Source organism: Amycolatopsis minnesotensis (assembly GCF_039529815.1).
Taxonomy (GTDB): Bacteria; Actinomycetota; Actinomycetes; order Mycobacteriales; family Pseudonocardiaceae; genus Amycolatopsis; species Amycolatopsis minnesotensis.
This window is the reverse complement of the sequence record NZ_BAAANN010000002.1, coordinates 154,017-176,324: the sequence shown is the minus strand read 5'-3', so window position 1 is coordinate 176,324 and position 22,308 is coordinate 154,017. Positions and strand designations below refer to the sequence as shown.

The following is a 22,308-nucleotide window of genomic DNA, read 5'->3' as shown; positions in this document are numbered from 1 at the left end:
TTCAGCGGGCGAAACGCGCCCAGACGCACTTGCCGCCGGGAAGCGGTTCGGACCCCCATGCCGTGCTGAGCGTCTCGACGAGGCGCAGCCCCCTGCTGCGCGCGGCCAGCGAGTCCCCGACGCGGAGCACCGGCGGCCTGCTGTTGTTGTCGTAGACCCTGAGTTCGAGGCCGCGGTCGTCGTGGCCGAGTTCGAGCCGTACCGCGCCGGAGCCGTGTTCGATCGCGTTGGTCACCAGCTCCGAGGTGACCAGCAGGATGTCGTCCGCCTGCTCTCCCGCGACACCGAGTTCGGCGAGCCGGGTCCGCACCGCCCGCCGGGAAGTCGCGGCCCCCGCGGGGCCCGGTTCCAGCGTCACGCTGAGCTTGTCCCCGTCCGGGCGCGCGGTTTGGGTACCCTGGCGAGCCACTCCCGTCACCTCCTGCATTCGCCGTCACGGAGGCAGCTACCCACCCGGGGGTGAGTTCAACCATCAGGGGAGCGGCGGAATTTCCCCGATGCCCTCGCGAAGCTTCTTGAGGGTGCTCGCCAGCAGCCGGGAGACCTGCATCTGGGAGACCCCGACGCGGCGCGCGATGTCGGACTGGCTGAGCCCGAGGCCGAAGCGCAGCAGGACGATCTTGCGTTCGCGATCGGGCAGCGTCGCGACGACGGGGCGGAGCAACTCGCGCAGCTCGGCCTGGTCGAGGTTCTCGTCCGGCGTGCCGAAGCGGTCCGGCGTGGAGTCCTCGACCATGCTGTCCAGCGACGCGCCGTAGCGGCCCTGCCCGGCGACCAGCCCTTCGTGCACCTCTTCGCGGCTGATGCCGAGGTGCTCGGCGATTTCGCTGGGCTTCGGCGCCCGCGACAGGCGCGTGGTCAGCTCGTCGCGCGCGGCCGCGATCGAGCTGTTCAGCTCCTTGAGCCTGCGCGGCACCCGCACCGACCAGCTCGTGTCGCGGAAGTGGCGCCGCAGCTCGCCGGTGATGGTCGGCACCGCGAAGGCGACGAAGTCGCTGCCGTATTCGGGGTCGAAGCGGTCCACCGCGTTGATCAGGCCGACCGTCGCGACCTGCACCAGGTCTTCGAGCGGCTCGTCGGAGTTGCGGAACTTGCGGGCCAGGTTGCGCACCAGGTCGAGGTGGTCGCGCACCAGCCGCTCGCGCAGCTCGCCCCGTTTCGGGTCGTCCTCGCCGAGCGCGGCGAACTCCGTGAACAGCGCGCCGCCTTCGTTTTCCGGACCGTGCCGACCGGCGGGACTGCCCGTGTTCTCCCGGGTCACCGGCCCGACTCGCGGACCACGTCCACTCGGGACAGGTAGCGGTCGCCATCGGGCACCGTCGACCGCCGCACGCTGGTGGCGAGCGCGGTCAGCAGCTGCCAGCCCAGCGCGTCCTCCTTGACCAGGCCGGGGTCGTCGGCGAGCACCGAGACGCCGATTTCGACCTTGCCGTCGACCGAGGTGAACACGCAGGTGAGCTTGCCGTCCGCGGCGGCGGGGATGAGCAGCGCGCACGCTTCGTCGACGGCCATCCGCAGGTCGTCGACCGCGTCGAGGTCGAAGTCCTGCCGCATGGCGAGGTCGGCCGCGATGGTGCGCAGCGTCGGCACCACCCCCGCGGTGGCGACCGTGGCCACCTCGAACTCGACCGTCCCTGACTCGTCGTCGGCCACCCGCGTTCCTTCCAGGTCCATTGGTCTCCCGTGCTGTCGCCACCGGTACTGGTGCCCCGCTGACGAGAAATCTAAACGAAGGAGTGTTTCACTCGCGCGGGCACGGGGTAGCAACCTTTCGTCGAGGTCGCAGGACGAAGGGCGGGGACCGACATGGCCGACGTGAGCAGGCTGCCGACCGTGGTGTCGGAGGAGTGGGAGTGGCAGCTCCAAGGGGCCTGCCGCGGCGCCGACAGCAGTATGTTCTTCCACACCGACAACGAGCGCGGCTCCGCCCGCGAGCGCCGCGAGTCGAGGGCGAAGGCCATCTGCCAAACCTGCCCCGTGCTGCGCCAGTGCCGCGAGCACGCGCTGTCCGTGCAGGAGCCCTACGGCATCTGGGGCGGCCTCGGCGAAATCGAACGGCGCGAGCTGTTCCGGCAGCAGCGCACCGCGAAGCACGCACTCACCTCCTGACCATCAGGGGATCGTTCCCGCCCGCCTCGGCTGGGTTAAGCTCAAGGCCACCGTTCTACGGACCATTGCCCGCGCGGCAGCGCGGGTGACCCGTCCCGATGGCACGGATGGCGCTTGAGAACACAGGCGTGTACCGGAGTGGCGTCGGTAGACCCTGAGGAGAGTGTGGATGGCCACCGCGGAGACCGGTTTCTCCCTCACCGTGTCCGATGGTGCCCGGGTCGTGGTGACCGGGGAGTTGGACCTCGTCACCAGCCCGAAGCTGCAGGAGGCGCTCACCGAACTCCTCGACGCGGGCAGCTCGGCGATCGAGGCCGACCTCACCGGCGTGACCTTCTTCGACTCCTCGGCGCTCAACGTGCTGTTGCAGACGCAGAAGCTGGTGGGTGAGCGGGAGGTCACGCTCACCATCTCGCCGAGCCGTCAGGTGCAGCGCGTCATCGACCTCACCGGCGTCGCCGAGCACTTCACCCTCGCCTGATCGAAGGAATCCCCACCGGGGAATCGTCAGGGGGCCTGAAGATCACCAGTGGCCCGTGGTGACGCGGGCTTCGTCGGAGCCGTCCGGCCACGACGGCACGGTCACCGCGACGACGCGCAGCCCCGCGGAGTCCGCGCGGAACTGGAACGCGGTGCCGAGCGGGATGGTGGCGCACACGCCGGGTACCAGCGCGACGACTTCCTCGCCCTCGCTGCCGCGCCGCCAGAGTTCGCCGGAACCCGCGGTCACGTACCAGATTTCCTGCACGGTCTGGTGTTCCACGGCGGCCGACACCTGCTCCGGGGCGAGCACGAACTCGGCGAAGCTCGCGAGCGCGCCGAGCCGCGCCAGCGGGTGGACTGCGGACCCGTCCGGTGCCCGCACGACCGGTCCCCGGCCGGGATTTCTGGTCTCCCACATGACTGCCCCCAAGACTCAAGCGAAGTGGGCACCGGCGTTCGTGTTCAGCACTTCGCCGGTGATGTTGCGCCCAGCAGGGCCAAGGAGGAACAGTACGGCCTCCGCGATTTCGCCGGGTGTCGCCACCCGATTCAACAGGGTGGTCGCCGCGAACGCCTCGGGCTCGGCCAGCAGCGGGGTGCGCACCGGCCCCGGCGCGACGCTGTTGACCGTGATCCCGAACGGCGCGAACTCGCGCGCGGCCGCGCGGGTGAGCCCGATGACGGCCGCTTTGCTCGCCGCATAAGGGGTTCCGCCGAGCAGGCCGCCGCCGCGGTGCGCCGCGACCGAGGCGATGGTGACGATCGCGCCGCCGCCCCCGTCCCGCAACACCGGCGCCACGGCCTGCATCGCGTAGGCGGTGCCGTGCACGTTGACGTCGAAGACCCGGCGCAGCTCGTCCGGCGAGCTGTCCAGCAGGCCGCCGGAAGGCGCGATGCCAGCGCAGGTCACCAGCCCGGTCAGGGGCCCGAGCGAGCGCACCGCGCGGTGCACCCGCCCGGGGTCCGTGATGTCCACCGATATCGCTTTGTCGACATCGGAAACGGCGGAGACGTCGAGATCGAGCACCGCGACGGACCGGCCCGCCGCCAGTGCCAGCCGTACCGTGGCGAGCCCGATCCCGGACCCGCCGCCGGTGACGACCAGCGTCATCGGTGCAGCCCGGCGTCGGTGGCCAGGTCGACGGACCTGGTCTCGCGCAGGAAGTACACGCACACCGCGCACAGGACCGCGATCACGATGACGTACAGCGAAACCGAGGCCGACGACCCGGTCGACGCGATGAGCTGGGTGGCGAGGATCGGGCTCACCCCGCCGCCGACGATGCTGCTCGCGTTGTACGCGACCGACGCGCCGGTGTAGCGGTAGCGGGTGGCGAACAGCTCCGGCAGGAACGCGCCCATCGGCCCGAACAACGCGGCGAACGCGATCAGGCCGACCGACAGCGCGATCGCGATCAGCACCGGGTTCCCGGTGTGCAGCAGGGCGAACAGCGGGAACGCCCACACCGCGGCGAGCACGGCCGAGGCGATGCACACCGCGCGCCTGCCCACCCTGTCCGAGTACACCGCGAGCGCCGGGGTCGCCAGGCCCATCACCGCCGCCGCGATCATCGTGCAGATCAGCAGCATGTTCCGGTCGAGTTTCAGCTCGCTCGTCCCGTAGGACAGCGAAAACGTGGTGATCGTGTAGAAGAGCGTGTGCGCGAGGATGAAGGCCACAGTGGACAGCGCCAGCGTACGGGGCTGCTTCTTGATCACCTCGACGATCGGGGCCTTCGCCTTTTCCTGCTCCCGCATGGCCTTCTCGAACACCGGGGTCTCGGCGATCTTCATCCGGATGTAGTACCCGATGACGATCAGCACGGCGCTCGCGAGGAACGGCACCCGCCAGCCCCACGACTGGAAGTCCGCGTCCGACAGGGAATTGCTGAGCACGAGGAACGCGCCGCTGGCGACGATGAACCCGATCGCGGGCCCGATCTGCGGGAAGCTCGACCACAGCCCGCGTTTTCCCTTCGGCGCGTACTCGGTGGCCAGCAGCACCGCGCCGCCCCATTCGCCGCCGAGCCCGAAGCCCTGCAGGAACCGGCACAGCACCAGCAGGATCGGCGCGCCGATGCCGATCGCGCTGAACGTGGGCAGCACACCGATCGCGACCGTGCCGGTGCCCATCGTCAGCAGCGACACCACGAGCATCCGCTTGCGGCCGATCCGGTCGCCGAAGTGGCCGAACACCACCGCGCCGACCGGGCGGGCCACGAACCCGACGCCGAAGGTGGCGAACGCGGCGAGGGTGCCCGCGAGCGAGGAGAACGTCGGGAAGAACAGCTTGCCGAACACCAGCGCGGCCGCGGTGCCGTAGATGTAGAAGTCGTAGAACTCGATCGCGGTGCCGATGAAGCTGGCCACCGCGATCCTGGCCGCGCGCACCGGCGGCTTCGCCACTTCCGGCGATCGCACGGCAGCGTGCTCTGTCATTCGTTTCTCCGTGAGGGGTTCAGGAACAGACCGCCCCTTGCGCGGCGGAGCCGACAAGGCGCGCGTACTTGCTGAGCACCCCGGTCTTGCGTGACGGCTCCGGCGGTCGCCAGCCTTCACGCCGCGAAGCCAGTTCGGCCTCGTCGACGAGCACGTCCAGGGTGCGGGTCTCCATGTCGAGCACGATGGTGTCGCCGTCGCGGACGAACGCGATCGGCCCGCCGTGCGCCGCCTCCGGCGCGACGTGGCCGACGCAGAGCCCGGTGGTGCCACCGGAGAACCGGCCGTCGGTGAGCAGCAGTACGTCCTTGCCGAGCCCGGCGCCCTTGATCGCCCCGGTCACCGCGAGCATCTCGCGCATACCGGGCCCGCCCTGAGGTCCTTCGTTGCGGATCACCACGACGTCGTTCGGCTGCAACTCGCCGAGCGCGTCCATCGCGGCCTGCTCACCGTCGAAAACCCTTGCCCTGCCTTCGAAACGCGCGGTGTCGAACCCGGCGCTCTTCACCACGGCGCCGTCCGGCGCGAGGCTGCCGTGCAGGATGGTGATGCCACCGGTGGGATGAATCGGGTCGGTCATCTTCCGCACCACGTCACCGTCCAAATCGGACGGTGCGAGCGCGGCGATGTTCTCCGCCATGGTCTTCCCGGTCACGGTGAGGCAGTCGCCGTGCAGCATGCCCGCGTCGAGCAGCGCCTTCAGCACCACCGGGATCCCGCCGACGCGGTCCACGCCGGTCATCATGTGGCGCCCGAACGGTTTCACGTCCGCCAGGTGCGGCACGCGGTCGCCGACGCGGGTGAAGTCGTCGAGTGTCAGGTCGACGTCGGCCTCGTGCGCGATCGCGAGCAGGTGCAGCACCGCGTTCGTCGAACCGCCGAGCGCCATCACCACGGCGATCGCGTTCTCGAATGCCTCCTTGGTCAGCACGTCGCGCGCGGTGTGCCCGCGGGAAAGCATGCCGACCACGGCTTCACCGCTCGCGCGCGCGAACCCGTCGCGGCGGCGGTCGGCCGAGGGCGGGCTGGCCGATCCCGGCAGCGACATGCCGAGCGCCTCGGCCGCGGCGGCCATCGTGTTCGCGGTGTACATCCCGCCGCACGCGCCCTCGCCGGGGCAGATCGCCCGCTCGATCCGGTCGACCTCCGCGCGCGTGATCAGCCCGCGCGCGCAGGCGCCGACGGCCTCGAACGCGTCGATCACGGACACTTCCCGCCCGTCCACGGTGCCGGGCATGATCGAGCCCGCGTACAGGAACACCGACGCGAGGTCGAGGCGCGCCGCGGCCATCAGCATGCCGGGCAGGCTCTTGTCGCAGCCGGCGAGCAGGATCGTGCCGTCGAGGCGCTCGGCCTGCACCACGGTTTCCACCGAGTCGGCGATGACCTCGCGCGACACCAGGGAGAAGTGCATTCCTTCGTGGCCCATCGAAATGCCGTCGGAGACCGAGATGGTGCCGAACTCCATCGGGAACCCGCCGGCCGCGTGCACGCCCTGCTTGCTCGCGCCCGCGAGCCGCTGCAAGGAAAGGTTGCACGGGGTGATCTCGTTCCACGACGACGCGACGCCGATCTGGGGCTTGGCGAAGTCGTCGTCGCCCATGCCGACCGCGCGGAGCATGCCGCGCGCGGCGGCGCGCTCCATCCCGTCGGTGACGTCCCTGCTGCGCGGTTTGAGATCCGCCATGGCTACTCCTCCTTGCCTGCTCGCGCGAGCATGAGGGCGAGCAGCTGCGGCTGGAAGTGGGTGATGTGCTCGCGGATCGCTGCCTCCGCGCGCAGGGGATCACCCGATTCGATGTCCGCGACCAGTGTGGCGTGGTTCGCGTGGACCTGCTCGATGGTGTCGTAGAGGCCGAGGTTCATCCGGAAGATGTGCAGCAGCGGCTCGCTGATGCTTTCCCACAGCCGCAGCAGCCGCCTGCGCCCGCACAGCACGTAGAGCTGCCGGTGCAACGCGAAGTCCTGCAGGATGACCTGCGACCAGTTGCCTTCGCGGCAGGCGATCTCCAGCTCGCCGAGGATTTCGTGCAACGATTCGAAGCGGCCCACGGTGGTCTCGCGCACCAGGTAGCGCACGGCGAGGGGTTCGATCCCGGCGCGGATCGCCATGATCTCCTCGCCGTCCTCCGGTGTCAGCGACGCGACGCGGGTGCCGCGTCTGGCCTCGACGACCACGAGCCCTTCGACGGCGAGCTGGCGCAACGCGTCGCGCACCGGGCCCCTGCTGACGTCCAGCGTGGTGGCGATATCGCGTTCCACCAGGCGTTCGCCGTCGGCGAGCTGGCCGGAGAGGATCGCGTCGCGCAGCCTGCGGGTGACCGTGTCGCCCAAAGCGGGCGAGAAGGCTTCAGTCATCCGGCAAGCATCCCCTCACGGAGGGTCAGCGCGGAAGACCGTTCATCGAATGTGACCTCGGCCAGTCCGACCTGCGATCCTTTGTGGACTTTCGAGGTCAGGCGCGCGCCCTTGGCCAGCCCGATCGGGAGCAGTCCTCGCTCGATCGAGGCCGAAGCTGGCACGGCCGTGCCATACGCGGTGTAGCCGCCTTCGCCGTCGAGGCGGTCGCCGGGTTCGAGATCGCGCTTCGCCGTGGTGACGACGTCGGCGGCGAACGAGCGCGCGGTGCCGGTCGGCGCGCGGCGGACGGCGGCGGACACCACGCTGACCGCGAGTTCGAGCCCGATCAGGTGATACGGCCGGTACATCGCGGCATACTGTCCACTGTGGCCGGCCTTGAGGCCGTACTGGGCGAAGCAGTCCCGCACGTACTCCGACGGCGCTTCGAGCGTCACGTACACGCCCCACCGCAGGTCGCGGTCGACTTGCGCGCCGTCACGGCGAAGGCTCGACACCACCTCGACGACGCCCTTGCCCGCCAGCGCGCCGCCGTCGGCCGCCGGGACGCACACGCTCGCCAGGTCGTCCGCGCCGCATGGCGGGAAGAGCAGTCCGGACGGCGGCGCGGAAAGACCGGTGCCGTTGGCCACCGCGACCATCTCGATCGCCGATTTCGTGCCGTCCAGGAACGAGTTGAACATGCGCGGGTTGAGCCGCGCCGATTCGGCGTATCCGGGTGCGAACCCGTAGTGCCCCCACACCGTTTCCGGGGTGGAAAAGTGGTATTCGGGCAGGTACTTGGTGCCCTTTCCGGCGGAGACGACGTCGAACCCGCAGGTGCGCGCCCAGTCCACCAGCTCGCAGATCAGCGCGGGCTGGTCGCCGTAGGCCATCGAGTAGACGACGCCGCGCGCACGGGCGCGCGCGGCGAGCGCCGGGCCGGCCAGCGCGTCCGCTTCGACGGTCACCATCACCACGTGCTGGCCGCCGTCGATCGCCGCGAGCGCGTGCTCGATGCCTGCCAGCGGGTCGCCGGTCGCTTCGACGACGACCTCGATGTCCGGATCGCCGAGCAGGTCGTGCGCGCTCGCCGCGATCTTGACCTCGCCCGTGGCGTACCCGGCCGCCTCCAGTGCCGTCGCCGCGCGCTCCGGCGACAGATCGGCGACCGCGCTGACCAGGAGGCCGTCCAGGCGGCGGGCCTGGTGCAGGAACATCGTGGTGAACTTCCCGCACCCGATGACCGCGCAGCGCACCGGGGAGGTCCGCGCGCGCAGATCGTCGAGGAGGTTCAGCACAGCCACACCTTCGGCCGCTCCTGGTCGATTGTCAATGGTTAACCACAGCGATCATGTTCGGCCCGCCTTACCGTGATCGGGTGAAGACGGTGTCGGAGGCCGAAGGGGTCGCGCTGACCGGTGTCGTGGTGGCGGCGCTGGCGTGGACCGGGTTCGGCGCGCGCTCGATCGGCACGTGGGCGATGGAGGTGGTGTGGGTCGTCGCGGGGCTCGTCCTCGTGCTCGCGGTCCGCCGCGGGTTCCCGCTGACGCGGCTGCTGTGCTGGCTGCTCGTGCTGCACGCGCTCGTGCTCTGCTACGGCGGGCAGTACACCTACGCCGAGACGCCCGTCGGCGAATGGGTGCAGCAGTGGCTCGGCACCCAGCGCAACAACTACGACCGGTTCGCGCACTTCGTCCAGGGGTTCGTGCCCGCGATCGCGGTGCGGGAGGTGCTGCTGCGCCGCTCTCCGCTGACCGGCGGCCGCTGGCTCGCCTTCCTGACCGTGTGCGTGTGCCTGTCGATCAGCGCGTGCTTCGAGTTCGTCGAATGGGCGAGCGCGCTCGCGCTGGGCGGGAGCGCGGACGATTTCCTTGCCACGCAAGGAGATCCGTGGGACACGCAGTGGGACATGTTCCTGTGCCTGTGCGGCGCGCTGGTCTCGCTGGCGCTGCTGGCGCGGCGGCATGATCGACAACTATCTACAACAATTTGACGAACGAAAACTTTGTGTAGATGAGTGGCCATGGCCCCGGTGTCTCTTCCGGAGGTGTCGTTCGACCGGCACCCGGACTCCTACCGGCACTGGCGGCTCCGCCTGGACGGCCCGATCGCCCGGCTCGACCTGGACGTCGACCCCGGCGGCGGGATCCGTCTGGGGTACGAGCTGAAGCTGAGCTGTACGACGCCACGCAGCGCCTGCGGTTCTCGCATCCCGAAGTGCGCGCGGTGGTGATCGGCAGCGCCAAGGACAAGGTGTTCTGCGCCGGCGCGAACATCCGCATGCTCGCCGCGTCGCCGCACGAGTGGAAGGTCAACTTCTGCCGGTTCACCAACGAAACGCGCAACGGTTTCGAGGACGCGGGTGAGCATTCCGGCCAGACCTACCTCGCCGCGGTGAACGGCACCTGCGCGGGCGGCGGCTACGAAATCGCGCTCGCGTGCGAGAAGATCCTGCTCGTCGACGACAACTCGTCCACGGTCGCGCTGCCCGAGGTACCGCTGCTCGGCGTGCTGCCCGGCACCGGCGGGCTGACCCGCGTGGTGGACAAGCGGCACGTGCGCAAGGACCGCGCCGCCGTCGAGTGGGGGCTCGTCGACGAGATCGTCCCGCGCCGGGACTTCGAGGCGACCGTCCGCGAGCGCGCGCTCGAGGCCGCACAGGCTAGCGCGCGCCCCGCGGACGCGACGGGGATCGACCTGCCGCTGCTGCTGCTTTCCGGGATACTGGGCGCGATCTACGCCGGCGCCGTCCCGGTTCCGGTGTCCACAATGGTCACCGGGGTCGATTTCGGCGTGCGCGCCCACCCGTGGTCCGAACTGTCCACTGCGGATCCGATCGACGCGCCGTACCCGTCGTGGGAAGACACCGTGGCGTTGTGGCTCTACACCTCCGGCACCACGGGAAAGCCGAAGGCGGTGATGCACCGCCACGCCGACGTCCGCGCCGTCGTCGAGTGCTACGCCGAGCGCGTGCTGGGAACCTCCGCCGAGGACCGGTTCCTGTCCGTGCCGAAGCTGTTCTTCGCCTACGGGCTGGGGAACTCGGCGTTCTTCCCGCTCGCCGCGGGTGCGACGACGATACTGGAACCCGCGCGCCCGTCACCGGAGCTGATCGCGCGGCGCGTGCGCGAGGAACGGCCGACGCTGTTCTTCGGCGTCCCGACGTGCTACTCCGCCCTGCTCGCCAGCGAGATCCCGGACGACTCGTTTTCCTCGGTGCGCCAAGCGGTTTCGGCGGGGGAGCCGCTGCCTTCGGCGCTCTGCGAACGGTTCCGGCACCGGTTCGGCGTGGAGGTGCTGGACGGCATCGGCGCCACCGAGGCGCTGCACATCTTCCAGTCGAACCGGCCGGGGCAGGTGCGGCCGGGCAGCACCGGGGTCGCGGTGCCCGGGTACGACCTCGAACTGCGCGACGAAACCGGTGCGCCGATCACCGAGGCCGCGGTTCCCGGTGAGCTGTACGTGCGCGGCCCGTCGATCGCGACCGGGTACTGGGCGCGGTACGACGCGACGAAACAGGTGTTCCAGGGCGAGTGGCTGCGCACCGGGGACAGCTACGTGCGCAACGCCGACGGCACCTACAGCTGCCTTGGCCGGTTCGACGACATGCTGAAGGCGGGCGGCATCTGGCCTTCCCCCGTCGAAACTTCCCGAGTACTACGCGCGCTTCGACCTTCTCCGGCTCGCGAACAAGTTCGTCTTCGGCACCGGCTGGCCCGGCGTCCCCGGCACCGCCCGCAACGCCCGCGCACTCGCGAAACTGGGCCTGCCCGACGAGACCCTGCGCGCCGTCCTGTCGGGCAACGCCACGACCCTCTTCCCCGGCTTGGATCTCTGGCCGTCGCCGCTTCTCGCATGCCCTGAAGGACGCCTTCGCGGCGTCAGATTCCCCGGAGGCGTCCTTCAGGGCATGCGCATCGCCATGTCGCGCGCGGCGAGGGCCGGGATCGTGACGTCAGATTCCCTGAAGGACGCCTTCAGGGAGCGAGCCCCTCCCGGCGGCTCCGCGTTCCGCCATCCCGCTCACCGGAATCGACGCGCTCGTCATCACCGCGTCCTCCAGGGAAGGCCCGCGCCCGCCACCAACGGCAGAGCCGCTCAGCTATTCGTCGAGCGGAGAACGCGCATCGCGTCGGCCAGTGCCGCCGAGGAATCCGCGCCCAGCGGGGAAAGCACGATCCGCCGCAGGATCTCGGCGCACGCGGCCCGTGCCTTCGAGGCGACTTCGAAGCCGTGCTCGGTGAGCTGCACGAACGTCACTCGGCGATCGGAAGGGCTCGGGACGCGGCAGATCAGGTCCGCCGCCGCGAGCCGGTCGGCGACCTTGGTGAACCCGCCGCTGGACAGCGCGGCCTCGCCGGCGAGCCGGGTCATCGGCATCCGGTGCTCCGGCGAGCGGATGAGCCGGATCAGGATGTCGAACGAGGCGGGTGCGAGGCCGAAGCGTTCGGCGATCTCGCTCATCAGGGTGTCCTGCGTGGCGAGGTAGCCCTCGATCACCAGGCCCCACCAGGTGACGATCTCGTCGTCGTCGGTGTTCGGGTCGGGAACGGTCACCGGACGAGTGTACCGCAGAACTCTTGCTGGAATATATCTTGCGCGCGAGAGGCTTGCTGGTTAGCGTTGACTTCAACGGCTCCCGAGGAGGAGACATGTCGATCAAGACTTCCGGCCTGCACCACGTCACGGCCATCGGCGGCGACCCCCAGCGCAACGCCGACTTCTACCTGAAGACGCTGGGCCTGCGGCTGGTGAAGACCACCGTCAACTTCGACGACCCCGGCACCTACCACCTCTACTACGGCGACCAGTCCGGTAAGCCGGGCACACTGATGACCTTCTTCCCGTGGAAGGACGCGCCGACCGGGGTGCAGGGCACCGGGCAGGCGACCACCACCTCCTTCTCCGTTCCCGAGGCGTCGATCGGCTGGTGGAAGCGGCACCTCGCGGCGGCGGACATCACCTCCAGCGAGGTCAAGAACCGCGACGGCGAGGACGTGCTGACCTTCCGCGACCCCGACGGCCTGACGCTCGGGCTCGTCGCGCACCCGCAGGGCGACCCGCGCGACCCATGGGACAACGGGCACGTGCCTGCCGAGCACGCGATCCGCGGGTTGCACTCGGTGACGCTCTCGGTGTCCAAAGAGGACGCGACGGCGGAGATGCTCACCGACGGTCTCGGGCTGACCTTCGCCAACCAAGAAGCCAACCGGCTGCGCTTCACCGCGGGTGAAGGCGGCCCCGGCGCGCTCGTCGACGTGCTCGTCACGCCGGACGCGCCGCGCGGGCTCGTCGCCGCCGGCACGGTGCACCACGTCGCGTGGCGCGCGCCCGACGAGGCGACGCAGGCCGCCTGGCGCGAGGAGCTGGTGGACTCCGGTGTCAACGTCACGTCCATTTTGGACCGTCAGTACTTCAGGTCCATCTACTTCCGCGAGCCGGGCGGCACGCTGCTGGAGGTGGCGACCGACGAGCCGGGTTTCGCGATCGACGAGCCGCTGCTCGAACTGGGCCGCGCGCTGAAGCTCCCGCCGTGGCTGGAGCCGAACCGCGAGCAGATCCAGCGCGCGCTGCCGAAACTGGACCTGCCCAGCGAGAACGACCTGGAGCGGGCATGAGCGACGCTTGCGAGCGAATCATGGAAATCATGCGCCAAAAAAGATCGAACACTGTCTCGCGGAGCGAGGCCATCGCATGACGGAGCTGGCGCACCGCTTCGTCGAAGGGGATCCGGGCGCCCCGGTGCTGCTGCTCCTGCACGGCACCGGTGGCACCCCGGACGACCTGCTGCCGCTCGCGAAGGAGCTGAGCCCGTCCTCGGCCGTGCTCGCGCCTGCCGGGCCGGTGTCGGAGCACGGCATGGCGCGGTGGTTCCGGCGGCTGGCCGAAGGCGTCTTCGACTACGACGACGTCGTGAAGCGGGCCGGCCAACTTGCCGAGTTCGTGCTCGCCGCGCGCGAGCGGTACGGCCTCGGCGACCGGCGACTGGTCGCGATTGGCTTCTCCAACGGCGCGAACATCGCGGCCGCGATGACGGTGCTGCGCCCGGACGTGCTGACCGAGGCGATCCTGTTCGCCTCGATGCTCCCGGTGCCGGACCCGCCGGCGCACGACCTGTCCGGTTCGAGGGTGTTCCTGTCGAACGGCGAGCAGGACCCGATGGCCCCGCTGGCGTCGAACGACGAGTTCGTCGAACTGCTGCGCGCGAGGTCGGCCGAGGTGACCAGTCACCGGCACCACGGCGGCCACCAGATCACCGCGGACGGTGTGACCGCGGCGAAGGACTGGCTGTAGTCACCTGTACGGGTGAGCTGTCGGGCGGATGGCGTGGTCCGCGCCCACAATCCGGGCCATGACACACGCGCGGGACAGCAAGCACGCGGCGGAGGAGACCCTCGGAGAGGCCACGGAGGTGCCCGCCGCGCGTCCCGCCGCCGACGACCAGCCGAGGCCGGGGCCGCCGAAGCGGACCCGGCTCGGCGGCACCTGGGTGGCCGTCGTCGTCGCACTCGTCGTGCTGACCTTTCTGCTGATCTTCATCCTGCAGAACCTGGAGAACGCGACCGTGCACTTCCTCGGCGCGGTGGGCAGCATGCCGCTGGCGGTGGCCATGCTCCTGGCCGCGGTGGCGGGCGGCGCGCTCGTCGCCCTCGTCGGCGCCGCCAGGATCCTGCAGCTCCGCGCCCAGAACCGGAAATCCCGGAAGAGCGTTTAGCGGGCTAAACGCGCTCGGCGCCCCCTGGGGTGCCGCGGACCGCCTGCCTGCGTTTAGCAGGCTAAACGCGCCCGCCGCGGGTGCGGGGGCGGATCTCGCTTACTCCTCGGTAGCATCGGGGCGGAGCAGCGAGGGAGCAGCGCGTGAGCAACGAAGACCGACTGGTGAGCCCCGTGCCCGAGCCGGGGCTCGTCCAGCGTGCCGGCAAGTTCGCCGGGTGGGCGGCCCGCACCGGCTACTCCCTGTCCAAGCGGCTCCCCGGTGTCGAGGCCGCCGAGAAGGGCCTTCGCCAGGTGGAGCGGATCGCGCTGGGCGAGCTGCGCCGCCGCCTCGACGAGGTCGACGACCCCTACCTCGCGGCGTTGAGCGCGGCGAGCGCGATCAGCCCGCAGAACGAGGACAACGGGAAGCGCAGCGAGTCGGTCGTGATCGTGCCCGCGCGGGAAAGCGACCCGCTGCGCGCCGCGATGGCCGAGCTGCTCAACCGCTCGCTCGGCTTCGGCAAGGAGCGTGCCCGCGAGTACCTCTACGCGATCATCCTGCGCCAGCTCACGCCCGACGAGGCGCGCATCCTGTCCGCGCTGTCCGACGGGTCGCCGTTCCCGGTCGTCGACGTCTTCGAACGGACGAGCCTCACCGGGACCGGGCGCACCGTGCTCCGGAACGCTTCGACGGTGGGGAAGGCGGCGGGCGTTTCGCTGCCCGCGGAGACCCCGAGCTACGTCACCCGCCTCGTCGGGCTCGGCCTCGCCGACCTCGACGAAGAGGTGGACTCGCTGGCCACGCAGTACGAGATCCTGCTGACCGACGAGACGGTCCGCGCCGCGGAGGACTCGGTGAAGCGGGCGAAGATCGTGCGGCGGACCGTGCACCTCTCGCACCTCGGCACCCAGTTCTGGCGGGCGTGCGATCCCGCCGCGGGGCCTGCCTGATCGAGCAGCGGTCGCGGAGATCACCCGATCATGTGACCATGGTCACCCGGACTAGTGAAACGGGGTGGTCATGGGTGCGATTCTCGACGACTTCGCACGCCACTGGCCGATCTACGTCTCCATCCCGTTCGTCGCGGCGCTGATCGGCTACGTGACCAAGCTGGTCGCGATCCGGATGATGTTCCAGCCGCTCGAGTTCGTCGGGGTCAGGCCGATCTTCGGCTGGCAGGGCATCGTGCCCAAGCGCGCGGCGCGGATGGCGGGCATCGCCTGCGACACCATGACCCAGCAGCTCATCAAGCCCGCCGAAGTCATCGAACGCCTCGACGCCGAGCGCGTCGCGAAGGAGATCGAAAAACCCCTGCTCGCCGCCACCGAGGAGATCGTCCGCGACGTCGCGGGCCAGTACCAGTCCGGGCTGTGGGAGTCGCTGCCCTCCGGTGTCCAGCGGCTGGTCGTGCACCGCGTGCAGGCCGAGGCGCCGAGGATGGTCGGCGCGGTGCTCGACGCGATCAAGCACGACGTCGACAGCGTCTTCGACCTCAAGGACATGGTCGTGACGAGCCTGGTCAAGGACAAGGCGCTGCTCAACCGGATCTTCCAGGAGGCGGGCCGCAAGGAGTTCCAGTTCATCGCCCGCTCCGGCATCGTCTTCGGCGGCCTGATCGGCATCGTCCAGATGGTGGCCTGGGTGCTGTTCAAGGTGCCGCTCATCATGCCGCTGTTCGGCCTGTTCACCGGCTGGTTCACCGACTGGCTCGCGCTGAAGATGATCTTCCACCCGAAGCAGCCGGTGCGGTACTTCGGCCTGTTCGAATGGCAGGGCCTGTTCCTCAAGCGCCGCGCCGAGGTGTCCGAGGCGTACGGCGAGCTGATCGCGAAGGAGATCATCACCCCGCGCAACGTGATCGAAGCGGTGCTGCGGGGACCGCTGTCGGACAAGGTGCTCGGCATGATCCAGCGTCAGGTCGACGAGGAGCTGAGCCGCCAGACGAGCGTGGCGAAGCCGCTGGTCGTGATGGCCGTCGGCAGCAGGCGCTACCAGGAGATGAAGGTGGTCATCGCGGAGAAGATCATGGACCGGCTCCCGGAGACCATGCGCTACCTCGAGGACTACGCCGAGGACGCGATGGACATCAGGAACCTGCTGGTGCGGAAGATGAAGGAGCTCGACGCCGAGGAGTTCGAGGGCCTGCTGCGGCCGGCGTTCCAGCAGGACGAGTGGATCCTGATCGCCACCGGCGCGGTGCTGGGCTTCGCTGTCGGTGAGCTCCAGGTGCTCGTCCTGGAACATTTCGCGGCCTGAACGCGGTCCCGCGTAACACTGAGCGAGCGGCTCGCGACATTAGTCCCGTGACCGCCTCGCAATTCGTGAGCACGGCCACTACGGTGTGAACGGTGGCCGACCGTGACGGGCGGCGGCGAAGCCTGGGCATCTTACCTGGTCGGAACGCATATTGGTACATTGCTGTCGGCATTGTCACAGGGGTTTCTCCGTCCCCGCAGGTAGCCCGCGTGGTCCCGATCCGCTGATCTGAACTGGCAGAAGGCTTCTGTTAGGTTTCATAGACATGTCCGGAAAGCACTTGATCGAATCCCCGACCAAGGCGGATGGCGCGGAGCTGTGGCGAATCGCACGCGATTCCCAGAAGCTCGATCTCAACTCGCCCTATGCATATCTGTTGTGGTGCCACGATTTCGCCGACACTTCGGTGGTCGCGAAAGTCGACGGCCGCGCGGTTGGTTTCGTCATCGCCTATCGCAAGCCGTCCGCACCCGACACCGCGCTCGTCTGGCAAGTCGCCGTCGACGCCTCCCAGCGTGGTCAGGGCCTCGCCGGGAAGCTGCTCGACGAGCTGTACACCAAGCTCACCGGCGAGGGCGTGCGCTACCTCGAGACCACCATCACCCCGGACAACGAAGCTTCGATCAAGTTGTTCAGCTCGTTCGCCAAACGGTGGGAAACCGACCTGGAATCCTCGGAACTGTTCAGTGCGAGCGATTTTCCGGACGACGGCGAGACGCACGAGCCGGAGGACCGGTACCGCATCGGCCCGCTTGTGCGCGCATAGGAAATATCAGGACTTCCCAGGGGCAGGAGAAAAAACCGTGAACATCTTCGAGACCCTCGAATCCGAGGTTCGCAGTTACAGCAGGGGCTGGCCGGTCGTGTTCGACCGCGCGAAGGGCAGCTACCTCTACGACGAGGACGGCCGGGAGTACCTCGACTTCTTCGCCGGTGCCGGCGCGCTGAACTACGGGCACAACAACCCGGCGCTGAAGCAGGCGCTGATCGACTACCTCTCGCGCGATGGCGTCACGCACGCGCTGGACATGTTCACCGTGGCCAAGCGCGACTTCCTGCAGACGCTCGACGACACGATCCTCAAGCCGCGCGACCTCGAGTACAAGGTCGTGTTCCCCGGCCCCGGCGGCGCGAACGCGGTCGAGGCCGCGCTCAAGCTGGCGAGGAAGGTGACCGGCAAGGAGTCGGTCATCAACTTCACGAACGCCTTCCACGGGATGACGCTCGGCGCGCTCTCGGTGACCGGCAACTCGATGAAGCGCGGCGGCGCGGGCATCCCGCTGGTGCACGCCACCCCGATGCCCTACGACAAGTACTTCGACGGCGCGTACCCGGACTTCCTGTACTTCGAGAAGCTGCTGGAAGACTCGGGCAGCGGGCTGAACGAGCCCGCCGCGGTGATCGTCGAAGGCGTGCAGGGCGAGGGTGGCATCAACGCCGCCCGCCTCGACTGGCTCAAGGGCCTCGACGACCTGTGCAAGCGGCACGACATCCTGCTGATCCTCGACGACGTGCAGATGGGCTGCGGCCGCACCGGGCCGTTCTTCAGCTTCGAGGAAGCCGGGATCAGTCCCGACATCGTGTGCCTGTCGAAGTCGATCAGCGGGTACGGCCTGCCGATGGCGATCACGCTCATCAAGCCGGAGCTGGACGTGTGGGAGCCGGGCGAGCACAACGGCACGTTCCGCGGGATCAGCCCGGCGTTCGTGACCGCCGCCGAGGCGCTGCGCGTCTACTGGAGCGACGACGAGCTCGAGAAGTCGACGAAGGCGAAGGGCGAGCGCATCTCCGCCGCGTTCAAGGGCATCGTGGAGACCTACCCCGAGGCGAACCTGCTCGCGAAGGGACGGGGTCTTGCGCGCGGGCTTGAGTTCGCCGATGGTGATCTTGCCGGCAAGGTCTGCGCCGCCGCCTTCGAACGCGGGCTGCTGATGGAGACCTCCGGTCCTGACGGAGAGGTGATGAAGTTGCTGCCGCCGCTGACGCTGAGCGACGAGGAGCTGGGGAAGGGCCTCGACATCATCTCCGAGTCGATCAAGACCGTGCTGCACAAGTAGCACCTGGAAACGCGAAGAGGAGAACGAGTTGATCGTCCGCACACTCGACGAGATCACCGACACCGACGCTGACATCAAGACCGAAAACTGGCGCTCGAAGCGCATCATCCTCGCCAAGGAAAAAGTCGGTTTCTCGGTGCACGAGACGACGCTTTACGCGGGCACGGTCAACGATTTCTGGTACGCGAACCACATCGAGGCCGTGTTTATCACGCAGGGCGAAGGGGAAATCGAGGACAAGGCGACCGGCGAGGTGCACCAGCTCCGTCCCGGCTCCCTGTACCTGCTGAACAACCACGACAAGCACCAGGTCCGTCCGAAGACCGAGATGAAGACAGTGTGCGTCTTCAACCCGCCGGTCACCGGCAGGGAGGTGCACGACGAAAACGGCGTGTACCCGCTGGTGACCGAAGAGGACTGACCGCGCGGAACTGACTGCCACACCACGGTATCCCGCCGACGAATGGGGCGAAACGAACCGAAGGAAAGCTGAGGAGGCGAAAATCTTGACGCTCATGGACACGCGCGTCGAGGACAGTTATCCGACCCGGATCACCGGTGAGCCGGTGGCGTTCGACCGGCCGGATCCGACGGTGTGGGGGGCCGAGTCCGACGGCCCCGTCGACGCCGCCGCTCTCGCGTCTCACGACGCGAGAGGTTTCCACGTCATCGAGGGCCTGCTGTCGCCTGCCGAGGTGCAGGCGTACTGGCAGGACCTCGTGCGGCTGTCCTCGGACGAGGCGCTGAAGTCCGACGAACGGGTGATCACCGAGAAGTCGTCGGGCGAGGTGCGGTCCATCTTCGACATGCACAAGATCAGCGCGCTGATCGCCGAACTGGTGCGTGACCCGAGGATTCTCGATCGGGCGAAGCAGATTCTCGGCTCCGAGGTCTACCTCCACCAGAGCAGGGTCAACTACATGCCGGGCTTCAAGGGTGCCGGGTTCTACTGGCACTCCGACTTCGAAACCTGGCACGCCGAGGACGGCATGCCGAAGCCGAGGGCGGTGAGCTGTTCGATCGCACTGACCGACAACTACCCGTTCAACGGCGGGCTGATGGTGATGCCCGGTTCGCAGCGGACGTTCGTGCCGTGCGTCGGCAAGACGCCGGAGGAGAACTACAAGAGCTCGCTCAAGGAGCAGGAGTTCGGCGTGCCGAACAGGCGCGAGGTGACGAAGCTGGCCGCGGAGTGCGGTATCGAGCAGTTCACCGGCCAGGCGGGCTCCGCGCTCTGGTTCGACTCGAACATCATGCACGGGTCCGGCAACAACATCACGCCGTACCCGAGGTCGAACATCTTCCTGGTGTTCAACAGCGTCGAGAACACCCTCGGCGACCCGTACGGCGCAGCCGCGCCACGCCCGGAGTTCATCGCGGCCCGCGACTTCACCCCGGTGACGCGCTGACCCTCCGACATGCGGCGGGGGCCCCGGAGTCGGGGCTCCCGCCGTATTTTTTTCGCCAGGGTGCTTGTAGCCGACCGGGCGCGTGCTGTTACCTTGTCGGCACCGCTCCGGAGGTACGTGGTGCTGGAGTGGTGAGATGTTGCCGGTGTGACGGTGGATCCCTCTTGCTCGGGGTGAGCCCGCCGAAGGACTGGTAGCGATCCGGTGCCGGAGCCTCGGGTTCTCCGGTGCCGCGTCGCCGCACCGAGTACGGCCCCGCACCATCAGATCGGGACTGATGATGCGGGGCCGTACTCGTTCCACCGCAAGGGTTTCAGGGCTGGGACAGCTCCCCGGCCGCGGCCATCAGCGCCAGTGCGATCCGCTCCCGCTCCGGCCGCGCCAGCGCCGGGTGCAGCGGCCCGATCTGCAGCTCGTGCGTGGCGGCCCCGCCGGCGAACACCGGCGCCGCGAGGTAGCTGACCGGCAGCGGGCGATCGGTGTCCAGCTCGTCCGCGCGGTACGCGTTCCCCACCAGCCTGCTGAGTTCGGTCAGCGCGCGGCGGCGGAGATCGTGGCGCACCGGGTGATCCGCGAGCGCGTCGACCACGTCGGCCAGTACGCCCAGCAGATCGGCCGCGCTGTCGTCGAGCCGCCACACCGTGACCGCGCGCCCCGCCAGCGCGTCGAGCATGTCCCGTAGCCCGTCGCGCTCGTCGTCTTCGGCGTCGTCGAGCCACGCCCGTTGCTCGCGCGCGTCGCGCCAGGCCATCACCGTGGCGCCCGTCGGCGGCCGCAACGGGATCCGCGTGCCGACCGCGAGGCCGCCGGGAAGCCTGCCCGAAGTGCCTTCGGACACCGCGACGAAGGTCATCCGGTGCGGCTCGACCAGGCTCAGCGAAGCGCCGCAACGGGCTTCGTCGGCGAGCGTGGCGACCCGGTCCGCGGCGCCGGGCGGCAGGGGGAGCGCGGTGCGGACCGCTTCGGTCACGCCGAGCAGGCCGGGGCCCAGCACGTAGGACCGGTCCGCGCGGCGGCGCGCCCACCCGGTGCGTTCCAGCTCGGCGAGCACCGAGGAGACGGTGGCGCGGTTCAGGTCGAGGCTCGCGGTCACCTCGGCGACCGTGCAGCCGTCCGGCCGCGCGGCGAGCAGCTCGACGACCGACACGACGCGCGACGTCGGCGGTGAACCACTCACAGCTGGGACCCCTTGTGCTTTCCGCCCGCCTGCGCCTAGTGTCGCGGACATCGAATAATCGCAAGAATAGCGACGAATATTCGTCATCACCAGGAAGCGTCTTGGAGCAGGGGCCGGCATGGCGCTGGAAGAGTTGGATGTCGAGGGGATCGACTTCGCGACCGGGGACATCCCGAACGCGCATCGCCTGCTCTCCACCTTACGCCGGCGGAAGCCTTACGCCGTAGTTCCGTTCGGCGGCGGCCGCGCGATCGTCCTGCTCACCCACGAGCTGGTGACCGCCGCGTTCAAGGACGAGGAAACCTTCCCCGCGGCCGCGGCGCACCCGCCGTCGGGGCCGGTGCTCGGCCACACCGTGCAGTGCATGGCGGGCGCGGCGCACCGGATCCACGAGCGACTGGCCACGCCCGCGTTCCACGACGGGCTCGCCGGCGACTACGGGAGCGCGCTGTTCGAGCCCGTCGCGCACGAGCTCGTCGACCGGTTCTCCCGGCACGAGGTGGATCTCGTCGTCGAGTTCACCGAGCAGTACCCGGTACTGGTCGTCGCCAGGATGCTGGGGCTGCCGCTCGCCGACGAGTCGGTCCTCTGGCGCTGGATGCACGACCTGTACTACTACCCGGTCGAACCCGACGGCGCGGCGCGCGCGTCCGACGAGTTCGGCGCGTACCTGCGGGAGATCATCCGGCGGCGGCGCACGCGGCCCGGCGACGACCTGATCTCGACCCTGCTCACCGTGGACGGCTACAGCGACGAGTCCGTGCTCGCGTTCGCGCGCATGCTGTTCCCGGCCGCCGCCGACACCGTGATGCTCGCGCTCGGCAACGTCCTCGCCGCGCTGCTGACCCATCCGGCCCAGCTCGCGAAGGTGCGCCGCCACCCGAAGACCGAGCTTTCCTGGGCGGTGCGGGAAGCGCTGCGGTGGGAGCCGCCGGTCGGCATGCTGCCGAGGCTCTGCACGCGGCACACCGAATGGCACGGCATCACCATCCCGGCCGCGACGCCGGTGGTCTTCGCGATCACCTCGGCCAACCGCGACCCCGCGGTCTACCCCGACCCGGACGCCTACGACCTCGACCGGCGCGCGATGGCGACGCTCGCGTTCGGCGACGGGGCGCACGCCTGCCTCGGCGCGCGGTTCGCGCTCGCGGAGCTGACCGCCGGGCTGAAGGTGCTCATCGAGAGGCTGCCCGACATGCGGCTCGCGCCCGGCGCGGACGCGAGGGTGGGCAGCAGGATGACCCCCGTCCTGCGCGGTCCCTCCAGCCTGCCGGTCCTGCTCGGCCGCTGAGCCGAGTCGGCGGCACGCGAATCGGTGCCGCCCAGATCCTCCACTTCGAG

24 protein-coding genes and 3 pseudogenes are annotated in these 22,308 nt (G+C 69.3%); 16 read left to right on the top strand and 11 right to left on the bottom strand.

Annotation, left to right across the window (positions count from 1 at the left end):
* Position 1: 1 nt before the first annotated feature.
* The 3 genes from ABD256_RS02910 to ABD256_RS02900 all read right to left on the bottom strand — a co-directional run bounded on the left by ABD256_RS02910 (position 2) and on the right by ABD256_RS02900 (position 1,653).
* Positions 2 to 409: an ATP-binding protein gene (locus tag ABD256_RS02910; RefSeq protein ID WP_344413050.1), complete on the bottom strand. Its 408-nt coding sequence runs from the start codon at positions 407 to 409 to the stop codon at positions 2 to 4.
* 63 nt (positions 410 to 472) lie between these two features.
* A complete protein-coding gene (locus tag ABD256_RS02905) occupies positions 473 to 1,261 on the bottom strand; it encodes a SigB/SigF/SigG family RNA polymerase sigma factor (RefSeq protein ID WP_425546366.1) in 789 nt (262 codons plus the stop codon).
* The gene (locus tag ABD256_RS02900; RefSeq protein WP_344413048.1) at positions 1,258 to 1,653 is read right to left on the bottom strand and encodes an anti-sigma factor; all 396 of its coding nucleotides are present in this window, start codon (positions 1,651 to 1,653) and stop codon (positions 1,258 to 1,260) included. The genes ABD256_RS02905 and ABD256_RS02900 overlap by 4 nt, the downstream gene beginning before the upstream one ends.
* A gap of 153 nt (positions 1,654 to 1,806) precedes the next feature.
* Here ABD256_RS02900 and ABD256_RS02895 point away from each other — a divergent pair, with 153 nt between their 5' ends.
* Together ABD256_RS02895 and ABD256_RS02890 are read left to right on the top strand one after the other, a co-directional pair.
* The gene (locus tag ABD256_RS02895; protein ID WP_344413046.1) at positions 1,807 to 2,109 is read left to right on the top strand and encodes a WhiB family transcriptional regulator; all 303 of its coding nucleotides are present in this window, start codon (positions 1,807 to 1,809) and stop codon (positions 2,107 to 2,109) included.
* A 169-nt stretch (positions 2,110 to 2,278) separates the two neighbouring features.
* Positions 2,279 to 2,590: an STAS domain-containing protein gene (locus ABD256_RS02890; protein WP_344413044.1), complete on the top strand. Its 312-nt coding sequence runs from the start codon at positions 2,279 to 2,281 to the stop codon at positions 2,588 to 2,590.
* 42 nt (positions 2,591 to 2,632) lie between these two features.
* On the opposite strand, the gene ABD256_RS02885 is transcribed toward ABD256_RS02890, so the two are convergent.
* The 6 genes from ABD256_RS02885 to ABD256_RS02860 are packed head-to-tail and all read right to left on the bottom strand — an operon-like array spanning position 2,633 to position 8,675.
* Positions 2,633 to 3,010: a cupin domain-containing protein gene (locus tag ABD256_RS02885; RefSeq protein ID WP_344413042.1), complete on the bottom strand. Its 378-nt coding sequence runs from the start codon at positions 3,008 to 3,010 to the stop codon at positions 2,633 to 2,635.
* A 15-nt stretch (positions 3,011 to 3,025) separates the two neighbouring features.
* On the bottom strand, positions 3,026 to 3,703 hold the full coding sequence (locus tag ABD256_RS02880) for an SDR family NAD(P)-dependent oxidoreductase (RefSeq protein WP_344413040.1): 678 nt from the start codon (positions 3,701 to 3,703) through the stop codon (positions 3,026 to 3,028).
* The gene (locus ABD256_RS02875; protein ID WP_344413038.1) at positions 3,700 to 5,031 is read right to left on the bottom strand and encodes an MFS transporter; all 1,332 of its coding nucleotides are present in this window, start codon (positions 5,029 to 5,031) and stop codon (positions 3,700 to 3,702) included. Before ABD256_RS02875 ends, ABD256_RS02880 begins: the two co-directional genes overlap by 4 nt.
* Positions 5,032 to 5,050: 19 nt before the next feature.
* The gene (gene ilvD / locus ABD256_RS02870; protein WP_344413036.1) at positions 5,051 to 6,718 is read right to left on the bottom strand and encodes a dihydroxy-acid dehydratase; all 1,668 of its coding nucleotides are present in this window, start codon (positions 6,716 to 6,718) and stop codon (positions 5,051 to 5,053) included.
* 2 nt (positions 6,719 to 6,720) lie between these two features.
* A complete protein-coding gene (locus ABD256_RS02865; RefSeq protein ID WP_344413034.1) occupies positions 6,721 to 7,389 on the bottom strand; it encodes a GntR family transcriptional regulator in 669 nt (222 codons plus the stop codon).
* Complete coding sequence (locus tag ABD256_RS02860) at positions 7,386 to 8,675, bottom strand: NAD(P)H-dependent oxidoreductase (RefSeq protein WP_344413032.1); 1,290 nt, start codon at positions 8,673 to 8,675, stop codon at positions 7,386 to 7,388. The genes ABD256_RS02865 and ABD256_RS02860 overlap by 4 nt, the downstream gene beginning before the upstream one ends.
* A gap of 74 nt (positions 8,676 to 8,749) precedes the next feature.
* On the opposite strand from ABD256_RS02860, the gene ABD256_RS02855 reads away from it, so the two are divergent.
* The 4 genes and pseudogenes from ABD256_RS02855 to ABD256_RS02840 all read left to right on the top strand — a co-directional run.
* A complete protein-coding gene (locus tag ABD256_RS02855) occupies positions 8,750 to 9,364 on the top strand; it encodes a DUF2238 domain-containing protein (RefSeq protein WP_344413030.1) in 615 nt (204 codons plus the stop codon).
* Positions 9,365 to 9,394: 30 nt separating this feature from the next.
* Positions 9,395 to 10,071: pseudogene (locus tag ABD256_RS02850) on the top strand (enoyl-CoA hydratase-related protein); the annotation flags it as partial.
* A 69-nt stretch (positions 10,072 to 10,140) separates the two neighbouring features.
* A pseudogene (locus ABD256_RS02845) lies at positions 10,141 to 10,854 on the top strand (AMP-binding protein); the annotation flags it as partial.
* Positions 10,855 to 11,065: 211 nt separating this feature from the next.
* Positions 11,066 to 11,134, top strand: a pseudogene (locus ABD256_RS02840) (hypothetical protein); the annotation flags it as partial.
* Positions 11,135 to 11,469: 335 nt separating this feature from the next.
* Here ABD256_RS02840 and ABD256_RS02835 read toward each other — a convergent pair.
* Positions 11,470 to 11,928 carry a MarR family winged helix-turn-helix transcriptional regulator gene (locus ABD256_RS02835; RefSeq protein WP_344413028.1) on the bottom strand — a complete coding sequence of 153 codons (459 nt, stop codon included), beginning with the start codon at positions 11,926 to 11,928 and terminating at the stop codon, positions 11,470 to 11,472.
* Between the two features lie 95 nt (positions 11,929 to 12,023).
* Here ABD256_RS02835 and ABD256_RS02830 point away from each other — a divergent pair, with 95 nt between their 5' ends.
* The 9 genes from ABD256_RS02830 to thpD all read left to right on the top strand — a co-directional run bounded on the left by ABD256_RS02830 (position 12,024) and on the right by thpD (position 19,790).
* Positions 12,024 to 12,989, top strand: a complete 966-nt coding sequence (locus ABD256_RS02830) for a ring-cleaving dioxygenase (protein ID WP_344413026.1) — start codon at positions 12,024 to 12,026, stop codon at positions 12,987 to 12,989.
* A gap of 76 nt (positions 12,990 to 13,065) precedes the next feature.
* Positions 13,066 to 13,665, top strand: coding sequence for an alpha/beta hydrolase (locus ABD256_RS02825; protein WP_344413023.1), 600 nt, complete (start codon positions 13,066 to 13,068; stop codon positions 13,663 to 13,665).
* 58 nt (positions 13,666 to 13,723) lie between these two features.
* Positions 13,724 to 14,086, top strand: a complete 363-nt coding sequence (locus ABD256_RS02820) for a lipopolysaccharide assembly protein LapA domain-containing protein (RefSeq protein WP_344413020.1) — start codon at positions 13,724 to 13,726, stop codon at positions 14,084 to 14,086.
* 143 nt (positions 14,087 to 14,229) lie between these two features.
* A complete protein-coding gene (locus ABD256_RS02815; protein ID WP_344413017.1) occupies positions 14,230 to 15,018 on the top strand; it encodes an Abi-alpha family protein in 789 nt (262 codons plus the stop codon).
* Positions 15,019 to 15,088: 70 nt separating this feature from the next.
* On the top strand, positions 15,089 to 16,324 hold the full coding sequence (locus ABD256_RS02810; protein WP_344413014.1) for a DUF445 domain-containing protein: 1,236 nt from the start codon (positions 15,089 to 15,091) through the stop codon (positions 16,322 to 16,324).
* Between the two features lie 265 nt (positions 16,325 to 16,589).
* Entirely contained in the window at positions 16,590 to 17,090 is a 501-nt protein-coding gene (gene ectA, locus ABD256_RS02805; protein ID WP_344413012.1) for a diaminobutyrate acetyltransferase, read from the top strand.
* 37 nt (positions 17,091 to 17,127) lie between these two features.
* Positions 17,128 to 18,381: a diaminobutyrate--2-oxoglutarate transaminase gene (ectB, locus tag ABD256_RS02800; RefSeq protein ID WP_344413010.1), complete on the top strand. Its 1,254-nt coding sequence runs from the start codon at positions 17,128 to 17,130 to the stop codon at positions 18,379 to 18,381.
* A 28-nt stretch (positions 18,382 to 18,409) separates the two neighbouring features.
* Entirely contained in the window at positions 18,410 to 18,802 is a 393-nt protein-coding gene (locus ABD256_RS02795; protein WP_344413008.1) for an ectoine synthase, read from the top strand.
* Between the two features lie 94 nt (positions 18,803 to 18,896).
* A complete protein-coding gene (gene thpD, locus ABD256_RS02790; protein WP_425546373.1) occupies positions 18,897 to 19,790 on the top strand; it encodes an ectoine hydroxylase in 894 nt (297 codons plus the stop codon).
* A 313-nt stretch (positions 19,791 to 20,103) separates the two neighbouring features.
* Here the strand turns inward: thpD and ABD256_RS02785 are convergent, their stop codons facing one another.
* On the bottom strand, positions 20,104 to 20,967 hold the full coding sequence (locus ABD256_RS02785; RefSeq protein WP_344413003.1) for a helix-turn-helix domain-containing protein: 864 nt from the start codon (positions 20,965 to 20,967) through the stop codon (positions 20,104 to 20,106).
* A gap of 118 nt (positions 20,968 to 21,085) precedes the next feature.
* On the opposite strand from ABD256_RS02785, the gene ABD256_RS02780 reads away from it, so the two are divergent.
* The gene (locus ABD256_RS02780; RefSeq protein WP_344413001.1) at positions 21,086 to 22,258 is read left to right on the top strand and encodes a cytochrome P450; all 1,173 of its coding nucleotides are present in this window, start codon (positions 21,086 to 21,088) and stop codon (positions 22,256 to 22,258) included.
* The last annotated feature ends 50 nt before the right edge of the window (positions 22,259 to 22,308 follow it).